Consider the following 24396-nt stretch of genomic DNA (forward strand, 5'->3'; position numbering starts at 1 on the left):
CCGCCCGGCCCCAGGGATCCGCGGCGCCTCAGGGCAGCAGCACGGCCGTCGCCTGGATGCGCCCCGTCCGCAGGTCGTCCAACGCGCGATTTGCGTCCTCAAGCCGATACGTGCGCACATCGGCACCCAGATCCCACGCGTGTGCCTTGCCGAGAAATTCCCTTCCGTCCTCACGCGTCAGGTTGGCGACGGACGAGAGCGAACGTTCGCCCCAAAGCAACCGGTATGGAAATGCCGGTATGTCCGACATGTGGATGCCCGCACACACCACGCATCCGCCCGGGCGCACCGCGCTCAGCGCCGACGGCACCAGCGCACCGACCGGCGCGAACAGTATCGCCCCATCCAGGGGCACCGGCGCGGGTTCGCTGCTGTTGCCGGCCCAAGTCGCGCCCATCGCAAGCGCATGCGCTTGCGCTGTCACGTCGCCGGTGCGGGTAAAGGCGTACACGTCGCGATTCATGTGCCGGCAGGCCTGTGTCAGGAGTCGCGCCGCGGAGCCGAATCCATAAAGCCCCAGCCGCTGGGCATCGCCGGTTGCCCGCAATGCCCGCCAGCCAATCAGGCCCGCGCAGAGCCATGGCGCCATCCGCGCCGGGGCTCTGGCCGCAGGCAAGGGAAACAGATAGTCTGCATCCGCCAGCATGTGCGTCGCAAAGCCGCCGTCCTGTGTGTAGCCGGTAAACAGTGCCTCGCTGCATAGATTTTCCAGACCGGCGCGGCAGAACGTGCATTGACCGCACGTGCGCGCCAGCCAGGCCGCACCCATGCGGCGCCCCAGCATCGCGGTGTCGACGCCAGCGCCGACCGATTCCACGACGCCTACGACTTCATGGCCCGGAGTGATGGGATACCTGAGGTTGGGCAGCTCGCCGTCCAGCACATGCAGGTCCGTGCGGCAGACCGCGCATGCCAACACGCGCAGTCTGACCTGGCCGGCGCCGGGCTGCGGCGTCTCGCGTGTTTCCAGCGTCAGGGGCAGACCCGGCGCTTGCAGGACCATCGCCTTCATGGGGTGCGGACCAGCAAGACGGGGACAGGGGCCATCCGCACGACACCTTCCGCGCTGCTGCCCAGCATCGCGCGGCGCAGGCCATGGTGGCCATGCGTGCCCATCACGATCAAGTCCGCGTTGAAGGCCTGCGCGGCCCGCAGGATGCGCGCGGGCGTCGGCATGGCCTCCTCATCCAGAAGCATCGTCTCTGCGTTGACGCCGGCCGCCGCGGCGTCAGCCTTGGCGCGCTTCAGCAGTTTGGCGCCAACTTCCTTTCGGCTGGCCTTCAGCGTGCGCAGGGCGTCCTCGGCGTAGGGGTTGTCCTCCAGGACTGCCGGCGGATCCTCCAGCGCATGCACGACAAGGAGCGAGGCGCCGGCTTCCCGGCTGATCCGGATCGCCTCCTGCAATGCCCGGTCGGATGCGTGTGAGCCGTCGATGGCGGCAAGGATGCGGCGGTACATGGGCTATCAAAATCGCTGACGCAGCAAGCGCCTAATGGGACAGAAGGACGGGAACCGTCATCGCGCTGAGCAGAGACCGCGTGGCCCCGCCCATCACAAGCTGCCGCATCCGGCTGTGCCCATATCCGCCCATCACGATGAGATCCGCACTGAAATCCGCGGCCGCCGTCAGAATTGCATCGCCCATGTCTGCGTGGCGGACGTCGCGCATCTGGTGGACGGGCTGGGGAAACCCGTGGCAGATGCAGTAGGCGGCGAGATCCTCGAAGGGAACGTCCGAAGGCTGCTGCAAGGGGAATCCCTCGTCCAGGGACAGCACTTGCAGAGCCGCGGCATTGCGCAGCAGCGGCGCGGCGTCGGCGATGGCGCGCGCCGCCTCGCGGCCACGGTCCCAGCAGTACAGCACCCGGCCGCCGATCGTGCCGAACGTCCCGGCGATGGGCAGCACGATGACGGGCCGACCCGCGGTGAGGATCACCTGCTCGACGAAATCGTTGCCGGTGGCTGCTTCGAGATCCTTGAGGTTGTTCTGCCCCACCACGACGACATCCGAGGAACGCGCGTGCCGGGAAACGCACTCCGCGGGCGTGCCCCACTCGCCTTGCCGCCATGCTGCCGCAACGCCGGCGTGCTCAGCCGCCTCGCTGAACGCCTTCTGGACTGCGGTGCGCGCCTTTTCGTGGATCTGGACCGCCCGATCCATCCCCCTCACCCACAACCCGGCCTCGTCATAGAAATAGCCCGGCGCGACGTAGCTGGCGTATATCCCTGTCAGGTGGGCGTCATGGGCCTTGGCCAGACGCAGACAGAATTCGAGCCGGCGCGAACAATCGGCGCCCTGGTCCAGATGGACCGCGATTCGACGGAACATGGTGACCTCCGGTGGCAGTAAATGGCTGAGGACTGCCTGCACGCGTCTCACACCCTGCGGCGCTCCCTTGACCGGCTGGCGGGGCAACGTCCTCTTGCATAGGCTTCATCTTGCGCGGGTGCATCCGGCAAATATTGACCTTCGTCAACGCGCGAGCGGGGACGCCGCCGTCGACGTGAGACCCAAACCTTGATTCCAGTCAATGGCCGGGGCATCATTCGCGTCATGATGGTTGCAGGCAGCCGAGGCTGCGCCTTTCCTACCCCCAACGTTGAGGCCACTGTGAAGAACGTACTCATTCCCATCGACGGCTCCGAAAACGCCTTGCGTGCCGTGAAGTACATGATTGATCACATCCGTGAGCACGGCGACTGCGCGATCCACCTGCTGAACGTACAAATACCCATTGTGTCGGGCGCCGTCCGCGCGTTCGTCACGCCGGAAATGATCCGGGACTACTACGAGGACGAATCCAGCGCCGCGCTCGCCGAGGCGCGGTCGGTCCTGGATGCCGCCGGGGTCAGCTATCAAACGCAGATGCGCGTGGGGCCGGTGGCCGCATCGATCACCACATATGCCGCCGAACAGCATTGCGACCACATCGTCATGGGTTCGCGGGGGCTAGGCGCGGCGGGCAGTCTGCTGCTCGGATCGGTGGCGCTGAAAGTGCTGCACACCACCCACATCCCGGTCGTCATGATCAATTGACCAGGCGCGCCCGGCCTTGCCCGCCTGCTGTCCGGGCGGCCGCTGACGGCCGCGCCCTTCCCTGCCGTGCGCCGGGCCGGATCAGTTCAACACGGCCGTTTCGGACGGCTCGACAGGATGGCAGCGCCAGCCAAGTTCGTCCTTGATGCGCAGGCGCAGCGCGTCGGCGGCCGCGGGTTCTCCGTGCACGATGTACGTATGCCGGGGCGCGCTTGAGAATCCATGAAGCCATCGCAGGATCTCGTCGGCGTCCGCGTGCGCCGACAACATCGACAGGTTGTCCACCTCGGCTCGCACCGCCACATATTCTCCATGTATCTTGACTTGACGGGCGCCGTCCAGCATGGCGGCCCCACGCGTTCCCATCGCCTGGAAGCCGGCAAAGAGGATCGTGTTTCGAGAGTCGCTGGCATAGTGCTTGAGATGGTGAATGACGCGTCCGCCCGTGGCCATGCCGCTGGCCGAAAGAATGATCTTGGGCATCGGCGAGCGGTCCAGCGCCTTGGATTGTTCGACGTCAGTGACGCAAGTGGCAACGCCGAACGCGGCCCTGGCATCGGAGCGCGGCAATCGCTGATCGGCGGTGTGCCGTAGATAGACGTCGACCGCGCTGCTGGCCATCGGACTATCCAGGTAGATGGGCAGGTCGCGAGGAATGCTTCCGGCCAGCCTGAGCCGCCACAGGTGAAACAACAGGAGCTGGGCGCGGCCAATGGCAAACGCCGGAATCACAATGGAGCCCCCTCGCCGGATGGTGCGCTGGATGATGTCGGCCAGCGTGTCCGGCACGCTTTGCGTGCCGTGGCTGCGATTGCCGTAGGTGGATTCGACAATCAGATGATCCGCCTGCGTCACGGACGCGGGCGGCGGCATCAGCGGGTCGTCATAGCGGCCCAGGTCGCCGGAAAACACCAGTCGGCCTCCCGGGTAATCGAGTTCGACGATGGCCGCACCCAGGATGTGGCCCGCGCGCAAGAACCGGACCTGCATTCCCCCCGGAAGCGGCGTCGGCGCATCGAATGGGACCGGGCGGAGCGCGGCGATCGCTCTGCGCGCGTCGGCGACCGTGTACAGCGGCAGCGCGGGACGATGGCGCGACAAGCCGTGGCGGTTCAGGTAATCGGCATCGGCTTCCTGCAAGTGGGCGCTATCCAGCAATAGCAATTCGCACAGGTCGCGCGTCGCTTCGGAACAATAGATCGGGCCGGCGAAACCCTCCCGCACAAGCCTGGGCAGATACCCCGAATGGTCCAGGTGCGCGTGCGACAGCAGCACGGCTTCGATTTTCGATGGCGCCACGGGAAACGGCGCCCAATTGAGCAGCCGTAGCGGCTTGAGTCCCTGGAACAACCCGCAATCCATCAGGATCAACCGCCCGGACGCATCCAGCAGATGACGCGAGCCGGTCACGGTGCCGGCGGCGCCGCAAAAGTGTATGCGCAGCTTCTGTGCCATGGATTGACTCCTGACTGTCTGACCGAGTTTTCGCTAATAAGCAGCATTGATGTGGCAGGCCCATCCTTGCTTGACCAATATCAAGATAACCGCCGGGCGCGAGATCAACATAGGACCGACAAGCAAACAGGCGTGGGGCGTGCCCCCGCCACCCAGGAGAAATGCCATGAAAGCGCGCGACCTCATGACCGCGACCCCATACTGCGTATCCCCGCGGACCCCGGTCTCCCAGATTATGCGAGCCATGCTGGATCGGGACATCAGCGCCGTGATGGTGACGGGCGACGACGGCGCGTTGATCGGCGTGGTCAGCGAAGGCGATCTGGTGCGGCGGCAGGACAGCGCGCATCAGAGAAAGGTGAACCACTGGCTGTCGCTCCTGGCAGAAGGCGAGGCACTGAATCTGGAATTTCTGCACAGCCTTCAACTGGGCGAGCAGACGGCATCGGCCGTGATGAGCAGCCCTGCCATCACGGTGGATGAGTCCGCCGACCTGTCCGAAATTGCAGATGTGCTGCTCAAGCGCGGGATCAAGCGGGTTCCCGTGGTCCGGCAGGGAAAATTGGTCGGCGTGGTCAGCCGCCGGGACATTCTTCAGGCGCTGCTGGCCCAGGAAGTCTGAGGCCGTCGTTGCGGCTAGGAGTGAACGCCATGCGGATCGGCATCGTCTTTTATTCACGCACCGGCACGGGACGCACCGTGGCCGAGCGGTTGGCATCGATCACGGGATGGGAGGTCCACGAAGTGCGGGACGCATCGCCACGCATCGGTCTTGCCGGCGACCTTCGCTGCGTCACCGATTGCCTCTTCAAGCGCCAGCCCGAGATTCGCTATGCCGGCCCTGCCCTGGACCAGTTCGACCACGTGATCCTGATCGCGCCGGTCTGGCTTCGATCGCTCGCGGCCCCCATGCGCTCGTTCCTGATGACGCAGGGGCGGCTGATCAAGACCTACTCCGTCATTTGCGTGATGTCGGGCTATGGCGGATTCCGGGCTGTCGATGACATTGCCGCCGTCGTGGGCGCCAAGCCCAGCGGCATTCTTCTGCTCAAGCAGTACGACGTGCTGGCCGAGGAGTGCGACGCGTCCCTTTGCCGGTTCAAGGAAAGGACGCTCGCGGCCTGGGAATCGGGCGGGAGCGACTCGCTGCTGTCGGCCGTTGACTGAGCGGCGCTCGGGCACATGTCCGAGATCCGCTGACCAGATCCGCCGCCTGCACTAGTGCACGTGGCGGTAGCCCACGCGCGGCGCTCGCCGCTTGCGGAATTGTGTGTTGCAATGGGCAAGTTCCCCCTCGAAGGGCGATCCCGGCACCCACATATCCAGCAATGAAGCTCTCCTCTGGCGCGCCTCCGCTGCTCGATATCATTCAGTCCGCCACAGAACCGATCATCACGATCGACGCGTTGCAACACATCGTGATGTTCAACGCTGCGGCGGAACGCGTGTTCATGCTTTCCGCCGACCAGGCCATCGGCGCCTGCGTGGACATCCTGATTCCGCTGCGCTTTCGCGCCGTTCACGCCAAGCATGTCGGCCGCTTCATGAACACCGGAATCTCCGATCGCCAGATGGGCCTGGGCGCGCCGCTATGGGGCCTTCGGTCCAACGGCGAAGAGTTTCCGATGGAGGCTTCAATCTCGCAGACCTGCACCAGCGCCGGCGTGTACCTGTCCATCTTTCTGCGCGACATCACCGAGCGCCAGCGTATCGATCAGGCCTTAAGGGCGTCCCGAGACGAGCTGACCCGCTTGTCCAATGCCCTGCTTCACGTGCGCGAGCAGGAAAAGAAGCACATTGCGCGCGAGCTCCATGACGACCTTGGCCAATGCCTGACGGCGCTGACGATGGAGCTGTCCCAACTCGAACCGACCCTGGCGCCCGGCAACGTCGCGGCGCGCGAGCGCGTGCGGACCATGCGCCAGCTCATCAAGGCCACGTTCAAGTCGCTGCGGCGCATCGCCTCGGACCTGCGGCCCGTCATGCTCGACGATCTTGGACTGGAGGCGGCGATCGAGTGGCTGGTCGCCAATTTCGTTTCCCGCTATGGCGTCGATACGGAATCGGACATCCGGATCGGCCCCGTCGAACCGGCAAAGCAGGTCGCCACCACCCTGTTCCGCGTCGTGCAAGAGGCGTTGACCAATATCGCCAAGCATGCGCAGGCCAGCGCCGTCCACGTGCGTCTTGTCTGCGACGACTCACATTGCGCCCTGACCGTTTCCGACAACGGCGTCGGCGCCACACCGGAGAGTCTGGCCAAGAAACTGCCCCTTTCGCTCGGCCTGCAGGGCATTCGCGAACGGGTCCGCCTGCTCGGCGGCGACGTCTCCGTTCATACCCGCAAGAAAGGCGGGTTCCGCCTGGAGGTGCGCATCCCGGTCCGTCCACCCGACTTGCAGTGGGAGGCAACGTGATCACCGTCATGCTTGCCGACGACCACACATTGCTGCGCGAAGGCCTGAGGCGGCTGCTCGAGCAGGCCGCAGACATCCGCGTCGGCGGCGAAGCCAGCAACGGAAACGAAGCGCTGAACCTTCTGGCCGAGGGGCAATGGGATCTTCTGGTGCTGGACATGTCGATGCCCGGGCGCGACGGCGTGGACCTGATCCGGCACATAAAAAATTCCCACCCGGACGTTCCCATCCTGGTGCTCACGATGCACGGCGAGCAGCAGTACGCCGTCCAGGCGATCAAGGCGGGTGCGGCGGGCTACCTGACCAAGGACAGCGCCAGCGAAGAGCTGGTGCAGGCGGTGCGCAAGGTGGCCGGTGGCGGGCGGTATCTGAGCCAGTCGCTGGCCGAAAGCATCGCATTTGACCGGTACGGCCATGCGGAATCGCTGCCCCACGCCCTGCTGTCCGATCGGGAATTGTCGGTTTTCCGCCATCTGGCGTCGGGCATGAACAATTCGGACATCGCGCAACTGTTGTTCGTCAGCGTCAAGACGGTCAGCACGTATAAAAGCCGGATACTGATCAAGCTGCACTTGCGCAACCAGTCGGATCTGGTCCGTTACGCGATACGGCACCGGCTATTCGACGATGACGACGCGCCTTCGCGCTGAGCACGCTGTAGGAATTTGCCTACATCTGTAGGCGTCGTCGGCCAAAACGTGGCGATCTGCGCTGATAGCGCACGCCAGCGCGGCATCCGATACTGGGTCCCATAGCGAAACCGACAAGGCGATAAGGACAAGGCGATCGGCCTGCTGCCGCGTCACCGCCACATTCCCCCAAGGAGCCGCGGCCATGGACTCACCCATCGTTGGCACGAACTACACGGACAGTGCGACAGGCCTGTCCGCCGATTGTGACCGTTGCGCCCTGGTCCGGATCTGCCGCGCAGGATCGGACGCGGCCAGGCCCACCCCGAGCGACATGGTTCGCTGCCGGCGGCTGGTTCACCGCGGCGAATCTGTCTACCGCGCGGGAGACGCGTTGCAGAACCTGTATGTGCTGCGGTCGGGGTCGGTGAAGCTGCGCGCGACCAACCGGGCCGGCCTCGAGCAGATCATGGGCTTTCCGTCCGCGGGCGCATTGCTGGGCCTGGATGCCATCGAGAGCGGCACGCATCGCTGCGATGCCATCGCGCTCGAGGATTCGCTCGTCTGCGTACTGCCGTTCTCGGACATCATGGGCAGATGCCGGGATGATTTCTCGTGCGCGCAGCAGTTCCATCGCTTGATCGCTCACGATATCGATCAGTACCGGCGGCTGTTGCTGACCCTGGGGTGCATGAAGACCGAGCAGCGGGTCGCCGACTTCCTGGTGGGAATGTCGGACCAGATGTCGGCCAATGGCTACTCTCCCCTCGCCTTCACCTTGAAGATGACGCGCGAGGACATCGCCAATCATCTGGGCATGAAAGTCGAGACGGTCTGCCGCGTCCTGGGCCGCCTGCAGGAGGCATCGCTGGTCAACGTATCCCGGCGACAGCTCCAGATCCGCGATGTCGATGCGCTGCGGCAGATGAGCAGCGGGTAGGCGTGCCTGCGCCTTGCAGGATGTCGTTCGGAACTTGAGTTTGGTCAACATCCCGGGCGCGGGCAGGCCTATTCTGGCTTAAGCAAGCCGGTCGGCCGCCGAAGTGCCGCGTCGAGCGGTTACGCGTGACCTGGAGGATGACCTTATGCAACCCGACTATGAACCCTACGTGGCGCTATACAAATACGGAATTCATTCTGCTCTGGCCGCAGCCACCGGTTATTTCGAATTCGCGCGGCAACTCCGCTCTCTGCAGCTCAAGACCGACAAGGAAATGCTGGCATTCGCTCAGGAAGCGAATGCCCAGGTCAACGCTGCGACATCACTGACCGCCATGTGCGCCCTGCACCAAAAATTGATGACGGATCTGATGGGCCGCGAGTTCGGCTATCTGAAGGAAATGGAGAAGATCGCGCGCGAGACGTCCACCATGACCGCCGCAGCCCTGCGTGAGAGCAAGAATCCCTGGCAGGAGAGAATGTCGCAGATCGCGGAAAGCACGGCCAAATTCCTGGCCGACGGCAACGCCGTGGCCGCAATGACGCGCGCCAGCCAATGACGCGTGTGAGGGCCGCGAAGGCGCATTCGGCCGCGGAATCCGTTGCCGACCCGTCGACATCGGCGCCGCCTGGCGGGGACAACGCGCTGGCGGCGCTGGACTATTTCAGAGCGGCGCTCATCGCGCAACTGACGGGCGGCATTTCACCAAGCGCCCTCGCGCTCGCGATGACCGACTGGCTGATCCACCTGGGTGCCGCGCCTGGCAAGCAGATCGGACTGGCGCTGCAGGCGGGAAACGCCATCCAGGCGCTCAGCGCGCATGCCGCGATGGCTCTGGCGGGCCGCCCGTTCGTCTGTCCCGAGGCCGCCCATGACCGCAGGTGCGCCACGCCGGCCTGGCGGGCTGAACCTTTTCAATACTGGCAGCATTGCTTTTCCGAAGCGCGCAAGTGGTGGGCCGAGGCCACGACACGAGTGCCCGGCGTCTCCGCCCATCACGCCGACGTCGTTTCCTTCTGCGCAAGCCAATGGTGCGACGTCTTTGCGCCGGCCAACTTTCCATGGTCCAACCCCGAAGTGATTCAACGTACGGTGACCGACAAAGGCCTGAACCTGGTTCAAGGGATGGGGCATCTGGCAGAGGACGTGCGGCACAAGCTGTTGGGCCTGCCGGAGCCCGGCCTGGAACGGTTCGAGGTGGGCGTCAACGTGGCGGTGACCCCGGGCACGGTGGTGTACCGCAATCACTTGATCGAACTGATCCAGTACGCGCCCTCCACGCCGCAGGTCCGGCCGGAGCCCATTTTGATCACGCCGGCGTGGATCATGAAGTACTACGTGCTGGATCTGTCGCCCGAAAATTCCCTGATCCGCTATCTGGTGGCGCAAGGGTTCACGGTGTTCTGCATCTCATGGCGCAACGTCGATGCGCGCGACCGCGACCTCTCCCTGGACGACTACCGCCGCCTGGGCTTCATGGCGGCAATGGCGGCGGTCAATCGATGCGTGCCCGGCCAGCGCGTGCATGCCGTGGGGTACTGCCTTGGCGGCACGCTGCTGGCCATCGCGGCCGCGACCATGGCAGGTGACGCGGACGACCGCCTTGCCACGATCTCACTGCTGGCGGCGCAGACCGACTTCACCGAGCCCGGTGGCCTGGGGTTGTACATCGACGCGAGCGAGGTGCATGTCCTGGAAAGCGTCATGTGGGCGCAGGGCTACCTCTCGGCCGGGCAAATGGCCGCGGCCTTCCAGTCCTTGCGGCCCATCGAGGATGTCGCCAGCCGAGCAGTGCAGACCTATTTCTTGGGTCACCGCATCCTTCCGAACGACCTCGTCGCCTGGAATGCGGATTCAACGCGCATGCCGTACCGGATGCATGCGGAGTATCTGCGCAAACTGTTCCTGAACAACGAACTGGCGGCCGGACGATTCGAAGTGAACGGCCGCACGATTGCCTTGCGCAACATCCGCACGCCCATCTTTGCGCTGGGTGCGGTCAACGATCACATCGCGCCCTGGCGTTCCGTATTCAAGATCCATTACCTGACGGACGCGGACATTCGCTACGTCTTGACCAGTGGCGGCCATAATGCCGGCGTCGTGAGCGAGCCGGGACATCCGGGCCGCTGGCACCGGATTTCCGCGGGGCCGAAGGATGATCTGCGCGCGGGTCCGGACGAATGGCTGGCCGCGACCATGCAATGCGGAGGATCGTGGTGGCCGACGTGGACCGAGTGGCTGGCGCATCGATCGGGGCCATTGCGGCCCGCACCGTCCGGCGTCGCGGCGCGGCGGCCCGATGACGATCGTGCCGCGCCGATGGCCGCGCCTGGCAGCTATGTCATGCAAAAATGACGCATCTCACGGCCACGGTTGCGCATAGATCTGTTTCCACTCCTTCTCCATGTCCACGACCGTCCACCCTCTGGCGGGCGCCTCGTCCAGCGCCTTGTCGAGCCGGCCCACGCTGGAGGTCCGGTCGTAGGCCCACTCACGCTTGGCGTCGGTGTGGTGCACGATGCCTCCGAAGCGTCTGCCTGGCCCGGTCGTCGTCCATTGCAGCATCTGCAAGTCCCCATCGGAATTGCCGAACGCCATGATCGGTCGCTTGCCGATGTGGCGTTGGATCGCCACGGGCTTGCCCGGGCCGTCGTTGTTGAAGTCCAGCTTGGGCAACCGCATGAGTTCGAATCCACCACCATCCGTCACGAATTCGCTGCCAAACATGGTTCCAATTACCTGTTCGGGCGGGATGCCGTAGGCCTGCGCGGTCCAGGCGCGCATGAACTCCGTTTCCCCGCCCGACACAATGTAGGTCGTAAAACCGTTGGCGCGCAGGTAGTCCAGCAGCTCACGCATCGGCACGTACGTCATGCTGTCGTAGGGCAGCTTGGTGCGCGGGTGGCGGGCGGTGTCCAGCCACTGGTCCACGCGCTGCGTGTACTGGTCCACCGGCATGCCGGTGTTGGTTGCCAGCAAGATCTCCATCATGCCGCGCACGCCCGATCTGGCCACTGCTTCGTGGTCACCCTGCAGCACCGCCATGAAAGGCTGACGGGTATACCAGTCCGGATGCGACGGCGCCAGCGCATGCACTTCATCCATCGAGAACATCACCTGGAAGTAGATGGGCTTCTCGCTCCACAGCGTGCCGTCGTTGTCGAACACCGCGATGCGGTCCTCGGCGGGCACGAATTCCGCGCTGGCCGGGTCGGTGACCGCCTTGACGAACGCCACGATCGCCGTGCGGGAGGGGCCGTCGGTCCAGGACGACAACCCGGCTTGGCTCTCGCGGCCGGATGCCGCGCACCCAGCCAGCAGGAAAAGGATCCACAGCCAGATCCAGGCCAGCCGCCGCGCATATTGGTGTTCGAATGAAGCGTGCATGATATTTCCCCGGAATGCGCACAACGCGCGCGGGCCCTGTCAGACCGGCGGCAACTGCCTGCCCTGCCCGCTTCCTGCCCGGCGCACACTCAACGGCTGGCGATGCTGCCCTGCGATGCCTGCGCCGTCTTCCATTGCTGCGGCGTCATGACGGTTCGGAACCCGATGTGGGACATGGGATTGAGCGGGTCCGTGCCGCGCCGTGCGCTGGCGCGGTAGCTGATGCAATAGGTATCGCTGCACAGGAAGGACCCGCCCCGGGTCACGCGCTTGGGCGCCGATGCCGGCATGCCGGGTTCGTCAGGGTCGAAGCTGTTCGCCGGCCCGGCGGGGTCCTGCGGCGGCTGGCGATATTGCGCCTGAATCCTGAAAGCGTCAGCGCGGTACCAATCCGACGTCCATTGCCAGACGTTTCCGGCCATGTCGTACAAGCCATAGCCATTGGGCGAAAAACTGCCCACGGGCGTGGTGCCGACCTGCACTTTTTCATCTTTCACGACCGGAAACGGTTGCGCCTGGCGCGTGTCCCAGATGTTTGCCATGGCCCGGCCTTGCGGCGACAGCTCGTTGCCCCACGTGTAGGTCGCCTGCGCGAGGCCGCCCCGCGCGGCGAACTCCCATTCGGCTTCGGTCGCAAGCCGCTTGCCCGCCCACTTGGCGTAGGCTTGCGCATCTTCGTAAGACACCTGCACCACCGGATGGTCGTCCTTGCCGGCGATGGTGCTCTGCGGCCCCTCGGGATGCCGCCAATTCGCGCCGGGCACAAAACGCCACCAGCGCGAGTAGTCCCGCAGCGACACCTCGGTCTGCGTGCCGACGAACACCATGGCGCCCGCCTGCGACGCACTGTCGTCCGGGCGTGGCGTCCCCGCCGGAAGCTGGACGCGCAGGTCTTCCCAGCGCGGCTTTTTCTCGGCGGTCGTGACATAGCCGGTCGCCTCGACAAAGCGGCGGAATTGCGCGTTGGTTACATCATGAACGTCCATCCAGAACCCGCTCACGCGCACCTTGTGTGCCGGCCGCTCGTTCGGTTGCGACATCTGATGATCGTTGCCCATCAGGAACTCATGGCCGGGGATCCACGCCATTCCTGCCGGGCCTTGCTTGCCGTCTCCCAGCTTGACGACGGGTACGTCCTTCGCGGGCGCGGAGACTGCGACATAGGCGCCGATGGCGCCTGCCACGCAGAGGATGGCCGCCACTGCAATTCCAAAACTGGCTCGTCTTTTCATGCGCTTTCTCCGTCAGGCGCGCAAAGCCGGCACGAGGCTGCCGTGCGTGCCGCCACCTAAAGCGCCGCGGCCCGCGCGGCAAGCGCGCGGTTGCCCGCGCTGCTGGGCTTGAGGGCCATGCGTTCGGCAGTCAGCACCTTGGCCAGGGAGCGCGCGCCGTCGCGCAACGCCGCTTCCACCAGTGTCAGCGCCAGCACGTCGCGCTGCGCGTGGCTGCCGCCGAAACGATGCGCAATAAGGCGCACGTCCCGCAGCAGGTTGACGGCAAGCGCGTAGTCTTGCCGGGCGAAGGCGGTCAGCGCGTGCGCCACGGGCAATCCCACGTCCCGAGTCATCATCGCGTTCGTTCCCGTGCCGTCCGCGGCCGCTTCCATCGACTCGATGAGCGCCTGGGCGGCCGCGCCGTCACCCGCACCCAGATAGGCCATCAACGCATGCACGTCATTGAAGGCGTAGAACCCCGCGCCGCCGCGCGTTTGCCAGACATCGGCAAGTTGGCGCCATCGTGAGCCGCCATCCACGCCTCGCAAATGCAGACGCCACAGCATGGCGGAGGCGTCGATCAGATCCAGCACCTGGCCCGTGGAAGGTTCGCGCAGCCTGCTGTCGTACAACGCCAGCACATCGCCAATCTCGTCGCGATCCAGCTGAAACAGAGCCAGATGCCACCAGTTGTGGATGGCCAGCATGTTGTCCGCCGACCAGTCGCCCCGCCTTCCGTTCAGCCAGGCGACACCCTCGTCGATCCGGCCCTGCATTTCCAGGACGTGAGCGACGGCGTGCACGGCCCAGGGATCTCGCGGGTTGAGCTCCAGCGCGCGGCGCCCTTGCGCCTCGGCGGGGCCGTACAGATTCGTCTCTTCCAAGCCGAACGCGTGCATGCCCAAAACATAGCCGTAGTCGGGCATCGAACGGTCCCAGGCGGGCAGGATGCCGGCCACGCGGTCGCGCAGCATGGTCGCGCGGCCGAGCAGGAAATCGCCAATGTGGCCGACCTGCAGCGCCAGCGTGTCGTGCGGATAGTCGGCAAGTATGTCGGCATAGCGCCGCAAGGATCGGGAGAATTCCCCGTCGAGCCAGGCGCGGGCCGCGGCGGCGTGGCGGCGTTCGCGATCGTTGGCAATGTCGTAAAGCGCTTCGGCGGCTTGCACGCTTTCGCGCAGCAGCGGTTCGACACATTTGTCGCTGGCGGTGATCATCATCCCCGCGCGCAGCAGATGGCCCATCACGAAGACGGGGTCATCGGCCAAGGCCTCGTCAATGACGCCCAGCGGATCGCCGTAGTAACCATGAAACAGGCTTTGCGCCCGCTCGTAAGCGGCCATTGATGTCGGTTCATCGCTGGAAACCGGGTTGCCCCGTACATCGCTCAGCGCCATGGTGGTCTCCCAGAGGCCGGCCCGCGACGGGCTTCGACATCTTCGAAGATATAAGCATGGTTGCGGCATTCCGGCAAAACGCAGTTGCGCTAGTGCGGTTGCACCGGACGCCGCTACCCGATGTCAGTGAAGCCCGTCCGGATTGCCCATGCTTGCGCGCTGCGCGACCAGCAAGGCATCGCTTTGGTCGATGCGTATCGTGCCGATCCGCGGAAATTCGAAGTCGACGATAATGTAGAGCGCCGCAGTCATCACCACGGCATAGATGAACTGATGCAGCAAAGTTTGCCGTTTGGCGGCCGCCAGGTTCACGCCCACCAGGAACGCGCCCGTCAGCGCCAGAAAGCCCAGGAACACGTACGCCGCGAGCGGTGGATGCACCTTCTGGGCAGCGGTGAGCGAGGTCGCGGCGTCGAACATGTCGTTCACGGCGGCGACGTACGACGCGGCCAGCGGCGGCGGTACGCCGTTTTTCGTCGCGGCGATCGACGCGCGCCAGATATCCTGCTGCGTCGCGGACGCCTTGGCCGCGATGCCAGCGCGAGCGGCCACATCCGCGACATGGCGCTCATACAGGATCCGCTGGTCGACGTAATCGCGGAAGGGTCCACGCACGGCGGATTGGTCGGCGACATCCAGCAGGTCGATGCGCAGCCAGGCCGTGCCGATGGCGTTGACTTCCTGAATCACCAGATTGCGCCGCTCGGCCATGCGCTGCGCGGCGCCCGAAAAGGTAAACGCCACCAGCAGTCCCAGCAGCGCAAACACCGACGCCTCGATGGCGGCCACGCCTGCCCCACCCTTCTCCTGCTGCGTTGCGCCCAATCGCTTTCCCAACGCGATCGCGCAAAACAGCGCCAAGAAAAACGCCAAAGCCAGTCCCGCCAGGAGAAACGAGTAGCCCATGAGAACCCCGCACGTCCGGTCACCGCGATGCGCCTTCCGGCCGCTTGCGTACGCGCGCCGGGACTGAACAACGATACGGGCGACCTGCCTCGTCTGGCAACGCTGCGGCGCGGCCACTAGCCGTGCCCACCACGCCAGATCCGAAGGGGGGGTGCTCGCGCTCTGGTCCGCGCGGATCAGCGGCGCGTCATTCTGCGCGCGCGGCCAAGAATTCCGTTGACATACGTGGATGTAGGATGAAAATTATTGCGGTTCAGCCATGCGAATCGCATCCCGGCATGAACGCTCCCCCTGGTACGTAGGCCAATGTGAACCGCACGGTTTGCAGTGTCGTGCGGTTGGTTTCACTCTCAAACAGCGGAGTTGAAAATGGCGACCAAACGAACTTTCACTTGCGGTGCCGCAGCGCTTTTCCTGGCCAGCGCGGCACTTTGCGCACCGGCTGTCGCGCAGGACCCGCGCAAACCCAACATCATCCTTCTCGTGTCGGACGACACCGGACTTGGCGATCTCGGTCCGTATGGCGGCGGCATCGGGCGCGGCATGCCGACGCCCAACATCGACCGGCTGTCGAGCGAAGGCATGACCTTCTTTTCGTTCTATGCGCAGCCCAGTTGCACCCCCGGCCGCGCGGCCATGCAGACCGGCCGCATTCCCAACCGCAGCGGCATGACGACCGTGGCGTTCCAAGGCCAGGGCGGCGGTTTGCCCGCAGCGGAGTGGACGCTGGGATCGGTGCTCAAGACCGCGGGCTACAAGACGTTCTTCACGGGCAAGTGGCACCTGGGCGAAGCCGACTATGCCCTGCCCAACGCGCAGGGCTATGACGAGATGAAGTACGCCGGCCTCTATCACTTGAACGCCTACACCTACGCCGATCCCACCTGGTTTCCTGACATGCCCGCCGACGTGCGGGAAATGTTCCAGCGGGTCACCAAGGGTGCGCTGTCCGGCAACGCGGGAGAAAAGGCGCGCGAGGAATTCAAGATCAACGGCCAGTATGTCGACACGCCCATGGTGAACGGCCGTGAAGGCGTCGTCGGGATTCCGTTCTTCGACCGCTACGTGGAGAAGGCATCGCTCGACTACCTGGAGCGCAACGCCAAGTCCGAGCAACCGTTCTTCATGAGCATCAATTTCATGAAGGTGCACCAGCCCAACATGCCGGATCCGGACTACATCCACAAGTCCCTGTCCAAGAGCAAGTACGCGGACTCGGTCGTGGAGCTGGATTCTCGCATCGGCCGCATCATGGACAAGATCCGCGAGCTGGGCTTGGACAAGAACACGCTGGTGTTCTACACGACGGACAACGGCGCCTGGCAGGATGTCTATCCCGACGCGGGCTACACGCCGCTGCGGGGCACCAAGGGCACGGTGCGAGAAGGCGGCAACCGGGTGCCAGCCATCGCCTGGATGCCGGGCAAGATTGCCGCAGGCGTCAAGGATCACAGCCTGGTGGGCGGCCTGGACCTGATGGCGACCTTTGCCGCGGTGGCGGGCGTGAAGCTGCCCACGAATGACCGCGAGGACAAGCCGATCATCTTCGACAGCTACGACATGTCGCCCGTGCTCTTCGGCACCGGAAAGTGCGATCGCAAGGCGTGGTTCTATTTCACGGAAAACGAACTGTCGCCGGGCGCCGTGCGCGTGGCCAACTACAAGGCGGTGTTCAACCTGCGCGGCGACGACGGCGCGGTGACCGGCGGACTGGCCGTGGACACGAACCTGGGCTGGAAAGGCGCCGAGTCCTACGTCGCGACGGTGCCGCAGGTATTCGATTTGTGGGCCGATCCGCAGGAGCGTTATGACATTTTCATGAGCAACGTCACCGAACGGACGTGGACGATGGTCATGATCAACGACGCCGTTGCCCCGCTGATGAAGACCTACATCGACTATCCGCCCCGCAAGATGCAGAGCGAAGGCTATACCGGTCCGCTGACGCTGTCGGCCTACGAGCGGTTCCAGTACATCCGCGAAAGCCTGGCCAAGGACGGCTTCACCCTGTCATTGCCCAGCGGTAACTGATGCCCGGCGCCGCCCGCGATGGACGATGGGCTGTCCAGGCAGGCGGCTTGCTGCTGACGACGGATGGGCACGGCGGCGCCACCCCGGCAAACTGCCGCCTGCCTAAACAGGAGGCTATATGTGGGAACCCACCGAGCGCTATCCCGATCCGGCCATTGAGGTCCTGGATCCCCGGTTCCAGACGATCCGGCTCACCAACGCCGGCGTCGAACGATTGGCGACCGGCATCCGGTACGGCGAAGGCCCGGTGTGGTTCGGTGACGCGAGGTGCCTGGTCTGGAGCGACATCCCCAATAACCGCCTGATGCGCTGGGACGAAGAAACGGGCGTCGTATCGGTACACCGCAAGCCGTCCGGCTACATCAACGGCAACACGCGCGACCGTCAAGGCCGGCTGGTCAGCTGCGAACATGGCGGTCGACGCGTGGTCCGCACCGAATACGATGGCTCGCTGACCGTGCTGGCCGACCGTTTCGAGGGCAAGCGATTGAACGCGCCGAACGACGTTGTCGTGCACAGCGATGGGTCGGTCTGGTTCTCCGACCCGCTATTCGGGATTCTCTCCAACTACGAAGGCTTTCAGGCGCAACCCGAGCTGCCGACGCATGTTTACCGCCTGGATCCGGACTCCGGCCGGCTGGACGCCGTGGTGCGCGGCGTCCACAACCCCAACGGCTTGTGTTTTTCTCCGGACGAGCGCCTGCTGTATGTCGTGGACAACGGTTCGATGCCGAATCGCATCCTGGTCTACGCGGTGGGACAGGACGGGTCGCTGGACGACGGCCGCACGTTTGTCGAGGCAAGCACCGACGCGATTCCCGACGGCATACGCTGCGATACCGACGGCAATGTCTGGGCGGGCTGGGGCCCGGGCCAGGCCTTGAGCGGGGTGATGGTATTTGCGCCCGACGCCACGGCCATCGGCCGGATCGCCCTGCCCGATCGGTGCGCCAATCTGTGTTTTGGCGGGGCGCGCCGCAACCGGCTGTTCATGGTCACCGGGCAATGTCTCTTCGCGCTGTATGTGAACGCGCAGGGGGTCGGGTACTGCTGATGCCTGGCTATAAAAAGCCGATCCAGCGTCCCGCCACCAGGCAGCCCAGCCACAGCACCAGAGAGGCCGCCGCCTGAATGCGCAGCGCGGGCGACGGCGGACTTCCATTTGCCACGCTTGCCCAAGCCCTGCCCCGATTCACCAGCCAGGCGTTGACCACGCCCGCCGCGAGCAAGCCCATCTTGGTCAGGAATGCCGGGTTGTACAGATAGTCGAGCGGCCGCACCGAAAACAGCAGCGCCCCCGTCAACACCGCCAGTGCCAAGCCCGTTGCGGCCGTGCGCGCCAAGACGGGCGCCAGGACGGCCAGCGCGCCCGGCTTGAGTACGCCGAGCAGGCGCAGATCCAGCGGAATGATCGAACCGATCAGTAGACCAATGGCGCCGATATGGGCGGCGTTGACGAGCAGATAGAGAACGCCGGACCGGCGCAGCCACAGCGCTGGCGGCATGGATTGAAGCTGTTCGAGCGCTAGTCGTAGCAGGTCAGGCATCCACGGCCAGCGGTCAGGGCTTCTTGATGCGGCTGGGATAGATATCGTAGGTCTTGCCGCCAACGGTCACCTGAACCGCCTTCATGCGCTTGGCGGCGGCGTCCTGGTCTCGGTTCCCGACGGCGGTGATGGCATCTCCAGGTTTGGCAGAGCCTTCCACGAAACCGGCTTCCTTCGTCTGATTCGGATTGCCAAGCTCGACGGTCCAGACGCCATCCTTGGCCCGCACCTTGAGCGAGGGATGCGGTGGCGCGATCTGCACCTGCTCGACCGTGCCCTGCAGCGTCATCTGTTCGGATTCGGCCCACGACCAGCCGTGATGCGCCAAGGCCGATGGGGCAGCGCCGGTCATGGCGGACAGCGCCAAGGCGGCAAACAACGCGTGTCGGGAAAGCTTCATGTCGATGCTCCTGTGGTTGCGGTGGCATGCCGATCCCCGCGCCGCGACGCAGGGTTGAGCGCATGAAAAAGCAGGATAGCAGCGCGTTTCGACCGTGCGGGGGAAATTATTGAACGCGCGCGGACAAAAAAACGTCGGCCGCACTTAAGAAATTACTTTAGATATTCAACTTCAACTATAAATTTTTCATTGAATATATGTTCCTTCAATATCAACAGCTTGAAGAACAAATATAAGACATTACATGAATATTCAAATGTCCTGATCTCCGTTTATGGATGACGCCTGGACCCAGGAAAACCCTGCGGAACTTTCCCCGTCCGGTCACGGTCGCTTTATGTTCAGGCAATTGTCAGCATATGCCGACATTTGCCCTGAGCGTCCGTCCGCGCGTCCACCCCGGGAGAATTGCATGTCATCGCTCCGCTCGCGTTTGCCCGCGAATTTGTCCATCACTCTCACCACGCGCCCCCCGGATTTCCCGCTTGTCCCCCGCCTGCCGCTACGCGCCAATCCATGTCTGCGGCGCGTGCTCCCATGAGCGCCGTCCCTGATACGGTGAACAGCCGCGCGCCCACTGGCCTGTCGGTCATGGACGCGACCATGGTTCTTGTAGGCGTGGTCATCGGCATCGGCATCTTCGGTTTCCCCCCTCTGGTCGCGCAGCACGCGCATTCGGAAGCGGTCTACATCGGCCTCTGGTGCGCGGGCGGGCTCGTCATGCTGGTCGGCGCGCTTTGCTACGCGGAACTCGGCTCGGCATATCCCGGCGCGGGGGGCGAATACCTCTATCTGACCCGCGCTTGGGGACGGCGCGTCGGGCTGATGTTCGCCTGGGCGCGATGCTCCGTCATCCAGACCGGCGCGATCGCAGTCGTGGCATTCATCTACGGGGATTACGCACAGCGGCTTCTGCCCCTGGGATCCCTGGGCCCCGCTGTACACGCGGCCATCTCCGTCGTCGTTCTGACGGGCCTGAACATGATCGGCACGCGGTATTCCAAACGGCTGCAATGGGTTTTCACGGTGCTGACCCTGATTGCTCTGGCCGCGGTGCTGATCGCCAGCCTGACCGCGTCGGGCGGCGAGTCTGTCACTGCCGCTTCACCGGCCCCGCTGTCGGGCAATACCGCCGGGCTGCTGGGCATGGGCATGGTCTTCGTGCTGCTGACATATGGCGGCTGGAACGAGGCCGCGTATCTCAGCGGCGAACTGCGCGATCCCGCGCGCAACATGAGCCGGGTGCTGCTCATCGGCACGGCGGTGGTCACCGGCGCCTACGTGCTGACCAACATCGCGCTGCTTGAGATCTTCGGGCTACAGGGACTGCGGGACACGCCCGCCCTGGGTGCCGAGGTCATGCAGCTGGCCGCAGGACCCTATGCGGCGGCGCTACTCAGCCTGACCATCTGCGCCACGGCGCTCAGCACCATCAACGGCACCATCATTACCGGCGCGCGGGTGTATTACGCCCTGGGCCGCGACGTGCCCCGGCTGCAGGCGCTGGCGGGCTGGAGCGCGCGCAACGAAACCCCTGTCAGCGCCCTCGTCGTCCAGGGCGTGATCACCCTTGCGCTGGTGGCACTGGGCGCGTTCAGCCAGAACAGCGTGCAGACCATGGTGGCCTACACGGCGCCGGTGTTCTGGCTTTTCATGATGCTGGTCGCCGCCTCGGTCTGGCGCCTGCGCCGCCTGGACCCCGACCGCCCTCGTCCTTTTCGCGTTCCGCTCTTTCCGCTGCCCCCCTTGCTGCTGGCGCTGACCTGCGCCGGACTGGTCGTGTCCAGCGCCATGTATGCCGGCGCGGGCGCCCTGATCGGGCTGGCGGTGCTGGCGGCCGGCGCGCCACTGATGCGCCTGCTCAAGCCCGCCCAGGCCGCAAGCTGACTGGCTCTTCCCCTGTCCTCCACCGTCCAAGGAACCCTCACCATGCCACGCTCCCTCGACCATTCGAAAACCGCGTCCCAGGTATTCACCCCGCGCCTGCGCCTTGCGATGCTGGCCTCGGCGATGGCGTTCACGCTGCTGAGCGCGGGCGCCGCCATGGCGCAGACTGCCACTGCGCCCGCCAAGGCCGGCGCCCAGAAAGCCTACGTGCCCGACGTCGGCCAGGAAGGCAAGGACGTCATTTGGGTGCCCACCCCGCAGACCCTGGTGGACAAAATGCTGGACATGGCCAAGGTCACACCCAAGGACCGGCTGATGGACCTTGGCTCGGGCGACGGCCGCACGGTCATCACGGCCGCGCAGCGCGGACTGACCGCGCAAGGCATCGAGTACAACCCCGACCTGGTCGAGCTGTCGCGCCAAAATGCCAAGCGCGCGGGCGTGGCCGACCGCGCCACGTTCGTGGCGCAAGACCTGTTCACCACGGATCTGTCCCAGGCCGATGTGATCACGATGTTCCTGCTCTCGACCATCAACGAGAAGCTGCGCCCCAAACTGCTGGAGCTGCCGGCCGGCACGCGCGTGGTGTCAAATACCTTCCGCATGGGCGACTGGGAGCCGGATGCCTCGGAAACTGTGACCGAGAACTGCCAGACCTATTGCACGGCGCTCCTGTGGATCGTGCCGGCCAAGGTGCAGGGCAAATGGGATCTGGGCGGGCAGACGCTGCAGCTTGACCAGCACTACCAGATGCTCTCGGGCAAGCTGGGGTCCGTGCCGATCTCCGACGCCCGGATGGACGGCAAGTCGATCACCTTCACCGCCAATGGTGTGCGCTATGCGGGCGAAGTGAACGGCCGCAGCATGACCGGAAGCGCGGCCGGCAAGGGGGAATGGCAGGCCAAGCGGATCTGATCGATGCCCTTGCCGCGGGGCGCGGCTGTTCGTGTGCCGCGCCGCGTTGACCATGGCCGCCGTCATGCAATAGCATCTGTTGCATGAGAAGAGACAGCAAGCTTTCCGGCGTATTGCACGTTCTGCTGCATATGGCCGAGCGCCCCGGTCCCATGACCTCCGATGACCTGGGCCGCGTCATGCAGACCAATCCTGTCGTCATCCGCCGCATCATGGGCGGCCTGCGGCAACAGGGCCTGGTCCGATCCGAAAAGGGTCATGGCGGCGGGTGGACGATTTCGTGCGATTTCAAAGCGGTCACGCTGCGCGATATCTACGAGGCGCTGGGCGCGCCAGAGATCTTTGCCATGGGCAACCGCAGCGAATCGCCCGGATGCCTGGTCGAAGAGGCGGTCAATGCGTCGCTGGACGACGTGTTCGAACAGGCCCAGCAACTGCTTCTGGACCGGCTCGGCAAGGTCACGCTGGCCGAACTGAGCCGGGATTTTCACGCGCGCATGGTCGAGCGCGGCCAGGCTTACGACCCGCACGCCGTGCACGAGGTTTGAGCGCCCCTATTCCCACGGCTGGCGCCACGCCATCAATGAGGCCTCGACGTGTTCGATTTCGGCCTGCGACATGCCAGCTTCTTCGTAGAAACGCCTGCGCTCGCCGACCACGTCCTGCACGCGGTCGATGATCGACCTGGCGGCCGCTTCCGACCGGAGTCCGAAACGCCGGTACTCGGTCAGGCAATTGGCAAACGTGCTGTCGCGGCCGGCGGAGCCGATGTGAAGGTAGTGCCGCGCTGAGCCTTCCTGCGTCACCACATCAAAAAGCGGCGACAGCCGGTAGGTGGGCGCATCTTCGTCTTTCAGAAATCCGACATTCTTCAGATGGTCGTCGGTGTTGTGGACCGCGACGTTCAGGATCATCCGCGCGTACAGTTCGAGCAGATCCTGCACGGGATTGGACGAGATACGGCGCGCCACGTCGGCCAGGCGCGCATAGGAATACGTGGCCTTGCCGCGCGGGCCGTCAAGCTCGCGTTTGCCGATATTCACGGACGGGCTGATGAGCGAAGCGCCGCTAAGGAAGTGCCGCCGCGCGATGACCGGGTCCGCGCCCTGCCGGACCGGCAGCAGCTCGCGATCGAACCGGTGCGTCAGCAACACGGCGCCCAGATGCGTTTGCGCCAGGCGGATCTGCGGCACGTTCAGGCCGATGGCCTTGGCCATCTGCAGATTCGCGTATTCCACGCGCTGGCGGTCGTAGGATTCGCCCTTGCGCGGAAACTTGGCAATCCACATTTCGCCCGCCTCGTCCCGCACGATCGTCTTGGGCCGCGCGCCGCCGATATCCCATGAACTGCCCAGGATGTCGCGATACAGCCCCTTGGGCTTGATGCCCTGGTCGATATCGGTCAGCAGGTCGGCCAACGAATCCAGCTGGCTGACTTCGGGCAGCCGATAGGTCTTGCGCATGTTGGGCGTCAATTGCCGGGCGCTGAAAAAGAGCGCCCCCACGCCCATGCCACGCCCCTTGAGCAGCACTTCGTTCTCCGTCACGCGGGCGCCCGCGTTGTCCACGCGCATCACGTTGCGGCCCCAGGCATCCGGCGCGGCGTCGAAAATCGCGCCCAGCGTCTGGTACCGGCTTTCGGTCCGGTAGGTGGTGGCGGAGTCGGTCAGCGGCAGATTGAGCGGATCCAGCGAAAACGCCCGCGGATCGTTCACGTAGGACTGCACGTAGGTGAATTCGGCGAAGAAGTGATTCTCGTCGCTGTCATCCAGGGTCAGAATGCCAGCCAGCACGGCTTCGCCCCGGATGTCCACATAGACGAAAAGCTCGCTTTCCACGGTTTTGGTTTTCTTGACAGGCACGATGTCGACCGACGGGTTACAGGCTGGACGGATCGGCGCGATGCGAATGCTGCGCCTTGCCGCTGCCCCGAGCGGGACGGCGCATGGCGTCAAGCCGTTTGCCCACGCCATCGAGGTCCGGGTCCCCCAATGCGAACACCTGGTCGCCAAAGCCGTAGAGCAACAATGCTTCAACGGCGAGCGCCAGGGAAACGCCGCCATCGCCGCGTTCCAGCCGGTTGATGGTGGCGCGCGACACGCCCATGCGGCTGGCCAGCATGGCTTCGGTTTCATTGCGGCGCAGGCGCGCGGTCCGGATGCGCGCGCCCAGGCGCGCCAAAGCCTCGGCCGCCTCGAAACTGGGCTCGATTTTCTTTTTCATGCCGCAAT

Annotated in this window: 25 protein-coding genes; 13 read left to right on the top strand and 12 right to left on the bottom strand. The window is 64.8% G+C overall.

Annotation, left to right across the window (positions count from 1 at the left end; genetic code table 11):
• Positions 1-28: 28 nt before the first annotated feature.
• The 3 genes from HV786_RS07550 to HV786_RS07560 are packed head-to-tail and all read right to left on the bottom strand — an operon-like array spanning position 29 to position 2329.
• Complete coding sequence (locus tag HV786_RS07550) at positions 29-1012, bottom strand: zinc-binding alcohol dehydrogenase family protein (protein ID WP_128827442.1); 984 nt, start codon at positions 1010-1012, stop codon at positions 29-31.
• Positions 1009-1458, bottom strand: a complete 450-nt coding sequence (locus HV786_RS07555) for a universal stress protein (RefSeq protein WP_128827441.1) — start codon at positions 1456-1458, stop codon at positions 1009-1011. The genes HV786_RS07550 and HV786_RS07555 overlap by 4 nt, the downstream gene beginning before the upstream one ends.
• Positions 1459-1489: 31 nt before the next feature.
• Entirely contained in the window at positions 1490-2329 is an 840-nt protein-coding gene (locus tag HV786_RS07560; protein ID WP_128827440.1) for a universal stress protein, read from the bottom strand.
• Positions 2330-2611: 282 nt separating this feature from the next.
• Between HV786_RS07560 and HV786_RS07565 the strand changes: the two genes are divergently transcribed.
• Positions 2612-3037, top strand: a complete 426-nt coding sequence (locus HV786_RS07565) for a universal stress protein (protein WP_128827494.1) — start codon at positions 2612-2614, stop codon at positions 3035-3037.
• Between the two features lie 81 nt (positions 3038-3118).
• On the opposite strand, the gene HV786_RS07570 is transcribed toward HV786_RS07565, so the two are convergent.
• Positions 3119-4492, bottom strand: coding sequence for an MBL fold metallo-hydrolase RNA specificity domain-containing protein (locus HV786_RS07570; RefSeq protein WP_128827439.1), 1374 nt, complete (start codon positions 4490-4492; stop codon positions 3119-3121).
• 166 nt (positions 4493-4658) lie between these two features.
• Between HV786_RS07570 and HV786_RS07575 the strand changes: the two genes are divergently transcribed.
• The 7 genes from HV786_RS07575 to HV786_RS07605 all read left to right on the top strand — a co-directional run bounded on the left by HV786_RS07575 (position 4659) and on the right by HV786_RS07605 (position 10836).
• Positions 4659-5114, top strand: coding sequence for a CBS domain-containing protein (locus HV786_RS07575; protein WP_056317885.1), 456 nt, complete (start codon positions 4659-4661; stop codon positions 5112-5114).
• A gap of 29 nt (positions 5115-5143) precedes the next feature.
• The gene (locus HV786_RS07580; protein ID WP_128827438.1) at positions 5144-5659 is read left to right on the top strand and encodes a flavodoxin family protein; all 516 of its coding nucleotides are present in this window, start codon (positions 5144-5146) and stop codon (positions 5657-5659) included.
• Positions 5660-5820: 161 nt separating this feature from the next.
• Positions 5821-6909: a PAS domain-containing sensor histidine kinase gene (locus HV786_RS07585; protein ID WP_128827493.1), complete on the top strand. Its 1089-nt coding sequence runs from the start codon at positions 5821-5823 to the stop codon at positions 6907-6909.
• Positions 6906-7559, top strand: coding sequence for a response regulator (locus HV786_RS07590; RefSeq protein WP_128827437.1), 654 nt, complete (start codon positions 6906-6908; stop codon positions 7557-7559). The genes HV786_RS07585 and HV786_RS07590 overlap by 4 nt, the downstream gene beginning before the upstream one ends.
• 184 nt (positions 7560-7743) lie before the next feature.
• Positions 7744-8478: a helix-turn-helix domain-containing protein gene (locus HV786_RS07595; protein ID WP_252870000.1), complete on the top strand. Its 735-nt coding sequence runs from the start codon at positions 7744-7746 to the stop codon at positions 8476-8478.
• A gap of 145 nt (positions 8479-8623) precedes the next feature.
• Complete coding sequence (locus tag HV786_RS07600; protein ID WP_128827436.1) at positions 8624-9037, top strand: hypothetical protein; 414 nt, start codon at positions 8624-8626, stop codon at positions 9035-9037.
• On the top strand, positions 9034-10836 hold the full coding sequence (locus HV786_RS07605; RefSeq protein ID WP_128827435.1) for a PHA/PHB synthase family protein: 1803 nt from the start codon (positions 9034-9036) through the stop codon (positions 10834-10836). Before HV786_RS07600 ends, HV786_RS07605 begins: the two co-directional genes overlap by 4 nt.
• Before the next feature lie 6 nt (positions 10837-10842).
• Here HV786_RS07605 and HV786_RS07610 read toward each other — a convergent pair whose 3' ends face one another.
• From HV786_RS07610 to HV786_RS07625, 4 genes are all read right to left on the bottom strand, one after another.
• A complete protein-coding gene (locus tag HV786_RS07610; protein ID WP_128827434.1) occupies positions 10843-11868 on the bottom strand; it encodes an HAD family hydrolase in 1026 nt (341 codons plus the stop codon).
• A gap of 89 nt (positions 11869-11957) precedes the next feature.
• A complete protein-coding gene (locus HV786_RS07615; RefSeq protein ID WP_175210456.1) occupies positions 11958-13100 on the bottom strand; it encodes a formylglycine-generating enzyme family protein in 1143 nt (380 codons plus the stop codon).
• 56 nt (positions 13101-13156) lie between these two features.
• Positions 13157-14479, bottom strand: a complete 1323-nt coding sequence (locus tag HV786_RS07620; protein WP_175210458.1) for a tetratricopeptide repeat protein — start codon at positions 14477-14479, stop codon at positions 13157-13159.
• 123 nt (positions 14480-14602) lie between these two features.
• Positions 14603-15502, bottom strand: a complete 900-nt coding sequence (locus tag HV786_RS07625) for a bestrophin-like domain (RefSeq protein ID WP_338076529.1) — start codon at positions 15500-15502, stop codon at positions 14603-14605.
• A 252-nt stretch (positions 15503-15754) separates the two neighbouring features.
• Between HV786_RS07625 and HV786_RS07630 the strand changes: the two genes are divergently transcribed.
• Together HV786_RS07630 and HV786_RS07635 are read left to right on the top strand one after the other, a co-directional pair.
• Complete coding sequence (locus tag HV786_RS07630; protein WP_128830278.1) at positions 15755-17416, top strand: arylsulfatase; 1662 nt, start codon at positions 15755-15757, stop codon at positions 17414-17416.
• A gap of 118 nt (positions 17417-17534) precedes the next feature.
• Positions 17535-18470 (top strand): SMP-30/gluconolactonase/LRE family protein, encoded by a 936-nt coding sequence (locus HV786_RS07635; protein ID WP_128830279.1) that lies wholly within the window; start codon positions 17535-17537, stop codon positions 18468-18470.
• Positions 18471-18477: 7 nt separating this feature from the next.
• On the opposite strand, the gene HV786_RS07640 is transcribed toward HV786_RS07635, so the two are convergent.
• The gene (locus tag HV786_RS07640) at positions 18478-18963 is read right to left on the bottom strand and encodes a DUF6644 family protein (RefSeq protein ID WP_128830280.1); all 486 of its coding nucleotides are present in this window, start codon (positions 18961-18963) and stop codon (positions 18478-18480) included.
• A gap of 13 nt (positions 18964-18976) precedes the next feature.
• A complete protein-coding gene (locus HV786_RS07645) occupies positions 18977-19363 on the bottom strand; it encodes a DUF6152 family protein (RefSeq protein ID WP_128830281.1) in 387 nt (128 codons plus the stop codon).
• A gap of 537 nt (positions 19364-19900) precedes the next feature.
• Here HV786_RS07645 and HV786_RS07650 point away from each other — a divergent pair.
• The 3 genes from HV786_RS07650 (at position 19901) to HV786_RS07660 (ending at position 22713) form a co-directional block, all read left to right on the top strand.
• Complete coding sequence (locus HV786_RS07650) at positions 19901-21250, top strand: APC family permease (protein ID WP_128830282.1); 1350 nt, start codon at positions 19901-19903, stop codon at positions 21248-21250.
• 108 nt (positions 21251-21358) lie between these two features.
• The gene (locus HV786_RS07655) at positions 21359-22165 is read left to right on the top strand and encodes a methyltransferase domain-containing protein (protein ID WP_128830285.1); all 807 of its coding nucleotides are present in this window, start codon (positions 21359-21361) and stop codon (positions 22163-22165) included.
• Positions 22166-22248: 83 nt separating this feature from the next.
• Entirely contained in the window at positions 22249-22713 is a 465-nt protein-coding gene (locus tag HV786_RS07660) for an Rrf2 family transcriptional regulator (protein WP_056317851.1), read from the top strand.
• Between the two features lie 6 nt (positions 22714-22719).
• Here the strand turns inward: HV786_RS07660 and HV786_RS07665 are convergent, their stop codons facing one another.
• Both HV786_RS07665 and HV786_RS07670 read right to left on the bottom strand, forming a co-directional pair.
• The gene (locus HV786_RS07665; protein WP_252870457.1) at positions 22720-24003 is read right to left on the bottom strand and encodes a type II toxin-antitoxin system HipA family toxin; all 1284 of its coding nucleotides are present in this window, start codon (positions 24001-24003) and stop codon (positions 22720-22722) included.
• Between the two features lie 40 nt (positions 24004-24043).
• Positions 24044-24388, bottom strand: a complete 345-nt coding sequence (locus tag HV786_RS07670) for a helix-turn-helix domain-containing protein (protein ID WP_128830283.1) — start codon at positions 24386-24388, stop codon at positions 24044-24046.
• Positions 24389-24396: the final 8 nt, after the last annotated feature.

It is taken from the genome of Achromobacter mucicolens (assembly GCF_902859725.1).
Classification (GTDB): domain Bacteria; phylum Pseudomonadota; class Gammaproteobacteria; order Burkholderiales; family Burkholderiaceae_B; genus Achromobacter; species Achromobacter mucicolens.